Source organism: Bacteroidota bacterium, from assembly GCA_030706565.1.
Taxonomy (GTDB): Bacteria; Bacteroidota; Bacteroidia; order Bacteroidales; family JAUZOH01; genus JAUZOH01.
The window spans coordinates 1-3,333 of the sequence record JAUZOH010000404.1; the positions used below are offsets into that span (position 1 = coordinate 1).

The window sequence follows — 3,333 nt, forward strand, 5'->3', positions numbered from 1 at the left end:
AAGGAATATTTATTTTCGGCTTTAGCCAAATCTTTCCGGTATAATTCAATTATTGAAAAATACATTTGGGCTAAAGCCCAATGGATATTTAAATTCTGCCCGTTGGCTAAAGCCAACGGCAATTTATAATTCAATTAATCCCTTGGCTAAAGCCAACGGAAATGGACAAATGACAGCAATGAATATTTTTAAAAAGGTAAATAATTATTTACCTTTAATTTTTATTTTATTCTGATTTTTGAATGAAATGTTCTGAACTCTTCAGACTTCTTTCAAAGATGGCTGGTACCCGGTTTCGCAAAGTGGTTCACATGTCAAATTGAAGCATGACAAGAAACCAGGCATTATAATTTTCTCTAACCATGGAAGTCAGGAAGTAGGTAAAGGATTGGAAAAGAAAATCAGGAATGATGCTGGATTAAAGTAGATGGATATGAAGACTACGAGGAAGAAAATAAAGATGATTGTCGAAAAGACGGATACCGGATTTTCAGCTTTTTCAGAAGATTATCCGTTTTATACTACAGGCCGGACAATTACAGAATTGATAGATAATGCCTGCGAGGCTGCAAATCTGTTTTTTGCAGAACATGATATTCATATTACCCATGAAAATTTAAAATTTGAGATTGATTTCAAACAGTTTTTTCAATATTATAAAGTTCTCAACTCCAAGTTTCTTGCAGAAAAAATTGGAATGAATCCAACCCTTTTGTCACAATATATACAAGGTCACAAGAAACCATCTGAATCCCAGACAGAGAAAATTCTTTCAGGAATACAGCAAATCGGAAAAGAACTTTCAGAAATCAATTTGATTTACAAGAGATAATAAAATGAAAATAGAAACCTTATTGTGGTTGTTGCCCATAGTCTTTATGTTCCATGATTTTGAAGAAATCATAATGATGAAGGCTTGGTTGGACAAGAATGCAGATAAAGTTGCAAGCCAGTTTCCATTTATTTCCAAATTGTTATTCAAGCAAAAAAATCTGTCGACAGCCGCATTTGCGCTGGAGGTTGCTGAAGAATTCATCATCATTTCAATCATTACCTTTTTTGCCGTGGAATGGGATTTATATTCGCTGTGGACAGGATTGCTGCTTGTATTTTTTATTCATTTGATCTTGCATGTAGTGCAATTTATCGTTTACCGCAAATATGTACCTGTGATTATCACAAGTATTCTAAGTATTCCTTATTGTATTTATGCAATTATTTCAATATCCGGATATGTAAATTGGACTACAGTCCTGTTTTTAAGCCCCATCCTTTTAGTGGCCGTAATTCTAAATTTACGCTTTTGCTTTTGGCTGGGAGAAAAATTTCAAAAGATATTAGAGCCACATTAACAACCGGGATTATAAAATTCCCGGGGTATATTTTGATCAAAAAACAATTTGGGCTAAAACCCATCGAATATCTAAATTTTCTGCCCGTTGGCTAAAGCCAACGGCAATTCATAATTCAATCAATCCATTGGCTAAAGCCAATGGTATCAAACACATAAATTCTTCCGGCTTTAGCCCAATATCCCCATGCTTGGTAGCAGAACAAAGTAAATAAAACGGAATATGAGCAATAAATTTCATAAATTTGCCGCTTCAAAAAATAGTTTTATAAATCAATATTTGGAGAGATATTTATGAATCCTATACTTATGCTTGGTTCGGGGGTAGTGACGCTGGCACTTGTTTTTTATTCTATTGCAGTTATTTCGGAACAAAGAAAACAAAGTATTTCCAAGTTTATATTAACATTTATCACTCTGGGAATATGCTTTGACATATCGGCCACCCTGCTTATGATCATCGGCACGAATTACAAACTTATATCCATACACGGGCTTATCGGGTATTCCGCACTTGCAGCCATGCTGGTGGATACAGCCTTAATTTGGAGGGCAAGGATAAGCAATCGGGAAGAGATTTCGCACAAATTGCATATATATACCCGCATTGCTTATGGATGGTGGGTGGTCGCTTATATCTCAGGCAGCATCATCGGAATGATGCATTTGTATTAATAACAGGACCCGGCAGATTCAGGATGGTGCAGAAGCAATTGCCTGCCTTTGGCTTCCTGTCATTAATTCCTTTTAAATTATACAGCTGCTATTTTGATAAAGGAAGGGTCCCATTTAGGGGCGTTCTCTATTGCCGGAAGCACCTGGGATGGCTCGGTAACAGAGATCCAAATATGTTGATGTTCGTTGCGCATGAAATGATGGTCAATCATTTGCCTGAACATGACCAGCAAGGAATCGTAAAAATGATTGGTATTTAAAATAATGATGGGTTTGGTGAATTGCCCCAGTTGTTTTAATGAAATGGCTTCAGAAAGTTCCTCAAGTGTTCCGCAACCGCCCGGCAATGCCACAACAGCATCGACCCCCTCCATCATCTTTTGCTTGCGTTCGTGCATGGTTTTAACCACCATCATATCCTTAACCTCAGGATGGTTCCAACCCATTTCGAGCATGAACTGAGGAATGATTCCGGTGATGTTACCTTTCTTTTCCAAATACACATCAGCAACTTTACCCATCAGCCCTAAAGCCCCGCCACCATATTTCAGCCCTACATGCTGATTTGCAAAAATTTCAGCAAGCGTTCCCGCATCTTCAAAATATTTCGTTTCAATCTTGGGACTGGACGAACAAAAAAGACAAACTTTCCCTACCATCTTAAAAAAACAAATGAATGAGAATAAAACTCTGACACTAATCTTAATGATTCAGTGACGCCTGCTACGGGCAAGCATCACTTTGTATAATTTTAAAGAATAGCTTCCAGTTTTTTCACGTAAGTACTTTTAGGAACGGCACCCACCTGCTTGTCAACTACTTGTCCATTCTTAAAAAACAAAACAGTAGGGATATTCCGAATAGCAAACTTGGCAGAAATTTCAGGATTATTGTCCACATCAACTTTTCCAATAATGGCTTTCCCTTCATATTCCTGGGAAATTTCATTGATAATCGGGCCAACCATACGGCAAGGGCCACACCATTCAGCCCAGAAATCTATCACAACTGGCTTATCTGATTTTTCTACCTTTTCTGCAAAGTTCGAATCTGTAATTTCTAATGACATGATTTTTCTTATTAAATTAAATAATCGTTTATTTTGAGTTCAAACAAATAAAAATTCATATTGTTGACAGCATACTAATTTACAAATTTTATAACAAACAGGAATCACTAAATTTATTTTCATTGGATTATTGATTGATTTTGCATTCTATTTCGGGCCTTTCATCGAGATAGTGCAGTAACTTTTCAGTAAGGGATACCTTTACAGAACGTGAACGCAGTTCTACAGCCATGTTTTC

General features: G+C 36.6%; 5 protein-coding genes and 1 pseudogene. 4 read left to right on the forward strand and 2 right to left on the reverse strand.

Features of this window, described 5'->3' with window-relative positions; all coding sequences use genetic code 11:
- The first annotated feature begins 319 nt into the window (after nt 1-319).
- From Q8907_14760 to Q8907_14775, 4 genes are all read left to right on the forward strand, one after another.
- The gene (locus tag Q8907_14760; protein ID MDP4275533.1) at nt 320-427 is read left to right on the forward strand and encodes a type II toxin-antitoxin system HicA family toxin; all 108 of its coding nucleotides are present in this window, start codon (nt 320-322) and stop codon (nt 425-427) included.
- Between the two features lie 6 nt (nt 428-433).
- Nucleotides 434-832: a helix-turn-helix transcriptional regulator gene (locus tag Q8907_14765; protein ID MDP4275534.1), complete on the forward strand. Its 399-nt coding sequence runs from the start codon at nt 434-436 to the stop codon at nt 830-832.
- A gap of 4 nt (nt 833-836) precedes the next feature.
- On the forward strand, nt 837-1,352 hold the full coding sequence (locus tag Q8907_14770; protein ID MDP4275535.1) for an HXXEE domain-containing protein: 516 nt from the start codon (nt 837-839) through the stop codon (nt 1,350-1,352).
- Between the two features lie 308 nt (nt 1,353-1,660).
- Nucleotides 1,661-2,026, forward strand: coding sequence for a hypothetical protein (locus tag Q8907_14775; protein ID MDP4275536.1), 366 nt, complete (start codon nt 1,661-1,663; stop codon nt 2,024-2,026).
- Nucleotides 2,027-2,103: 77 nt separating this feature from the next.
- Here Q8907_14775 and Q8907_14780 read toward each other — a convergent pair whose 3' ends face one another.
- Together Q8907_14780 and trxA are read right to left on the reverse strand one after the other, a co-directional pair.
- Complete coding sequence (locus Q8907_14780; GenBank protein ID MDP4275537.1) at nt 2,104-2,685, reverse strand: TIGR00730 family Rossman fold protein; 582 nt, start codon at nt 2,683-2,685, stop codon at nt 2,104-2,106.
- Nucleotides 2,686-2,777: 92 nt separating this feature from the next.
- A pseudogene (gene trxA, locus Q8907_14785) lies at nt 2,778-3,116 on the reverse strand (thioredoxin).
- Nucleotides 3,117-3,333 lie beyond the last annotated feature (217 nt).

Bases quoted from the DNA above. Each gene is read 5' to 3' on its own strand.
- Q8907_14780 (MDP4275537.1), bottom strand. From the start codon at position 2,685: ATGGTAGGGAAAGTTTGTCTTTTTTGTTCGTCCAGTCCCAAGATTGAA.
- Q8907_14775 (MDP4275536.1), top strand. From the start codon at position 1,661: ATGCTTGGTTCGGGGGTAGTGACGCTGGCACTTGTTTTTTATTCTATT.
- Q8907_14770 (MDP4275535.1), top strand. From the start codon at position 837: ATGAAAATAGAAACCTTATTGTGGTTGTTGCCCATAGTCTTTATGTTC.
- Q8907_14765 (MDP4275534.1), top strand. From the start codon at position 434: ATGAAGACTACGAGGAAGAAAATAAAGATGATTGTCGAAAAGACGGAT.